This is a genomic window from Oleiphilus sp. HI0117, from assembly GCF_001635235.1.
In genome coordinates this window covers 1-1,369 of the sequence record NZ_LWGA01001051.1, presented here as the reverse complement: position 1 = coordinate 1,369, position 1,369 = coordinate 1, and the positions used below count along the sequence as shown (strand labels likewise).

The window sequence follows — 1,369 nt, the reverse complement described above, 5'->3', positions numbered from 1 at the left end:
GAAACCGCGAACTTTAGCTCTCATACTCGTGATAAAGCAAAAGGCGCTTTTCAGATTGTACATGGTGATGTAGCTCGGGCGATTGGCTATTGTGAAAAAATAAGAATCTTCCAGACCGAAACGCTAACCTGGCGTAAAACTTATGAAGATACAGCGTTCAAATGGCTGATTAAGTCGGAAGGAACCCCTCTAGATATTGATGGTGTCTTTCAAATTCGTCATGTGACGAAAGGGCGTTATGCGCAGGATTCCAATATATCTAAAGTGCGTAGCAAGATCAGACACATGCAAGAATAGCCGGTGCTGACGACGCGATGAAAAACTACTATTTCATATCCTCTCCTTTACACTTTTTTATTGCCTCTAACTTAGCAATTGAAAATCAAGGACAAGAAAACATAGCTGTAATTGTTTCAAAAAACCTGGATTTGGCCAAATCCTTCACTCTAGCGATTGAGCAAGTAAAGGGATTGTTTCAAGAAACCGTTTCTTTAGCGAATGATAAAGGTCTCGGAAAGATACAGCATCGTCGGGAGGTCATGAAACGGATTGATGTTTTGTTTGCTTCGGATTCGAGTAAACAAATTTATACTGGAAATGATCGCCGAGTAGAGTTTCAGTATGCGATGCATGTTGCCAGTCAATCGGGTAGACGTGCGACCGGTATTTACATGGATGATGGTGCGGTGAGCTATATTGGCCACAAATCAATGAATAGCTTCGCTCACCGTTTTCTGGATCCTTTTCTTAAGAAACTCGTATACGGAACCTGGTGGAAGAACGCCCTGACAATAGGCTCTTCTGCTTGGATTTCAAAAGCCTATTTGGCGTTCCCTGAGTATGCTCACCCTCTGTTGCAGGAAAAGAAGCGCTTAGCGCTCAACACAGATTTGTTCTCATCTGATCAATTTAAACAGCTTTCTAAAAGTTTACTTGATGATAGAAAGGTCGATTTAAGCTGTTTCGATGCGATTAAGGTGTTGATTACTTTGCCTCATGAGGCTAGTTATATGAGGCAGCCGGATAGTCTAACAAGTGCCTATAAGCGATTGTTAGAAACTTTCTCCCCTCGTGACATTGGGGTCAAGGCTCACCCGAGGAGTACTAACCTTGACTTGCTCGATGAGATGTTTCCAGGTTCAACCCGTATCGATAAAAATATAGGCTTTGAGCTTATCTTGCCTCTGCTGGGAGATGACGTGCTTGTTTTGGGCGATATCTCGACAACCTTGCTGTCTGCCAAGTGGTTGAGGCCGGATATTCGTGTTGAAACATTAAGCTGTGAGGTGGCTAGTCAGCAAATGAATGACTTATTCAGCGCTCTTGGGATAAAGAAAAGCTATTCATTGGAATAAGCATTAACACTTAA

At 42.5% G+C, this 1,369-nt stretch carries 2 protein-coding genes; both read left to right on the top strand.

The window, feature by feature from the left end:
• On the top strand, positions 1-297 hold a 297-nt coding region (locus tag A3757_RS27010; RefSeq protein ID WP_197470132.1), incomplete at its 5' end, for a hypothetical protein.
• 17 nt (positions 298-314) lie between these two features.
• Positions 315-1,355: a polysialyltransferase family glycosyltransferase gene (locus A3757_RS18850; protein WP_068510878.1), complete on the top strand. Its 1,041-nt coding sequence runs from the start codon at positions 315-317 to the stop codon at positions 1,353-1,355.
• Positions 1,356-1,369 lie beyond the last annotated feature (14 nt).

Coding starts and splice junctions, on each gene's coding strand:
- A3757_RS18850 (WP_068510878.1), top strand. CDS start 315: ATGAAAAACTACTATTTCATATCCTCTCCTTTACACTTTTTTATTGCC.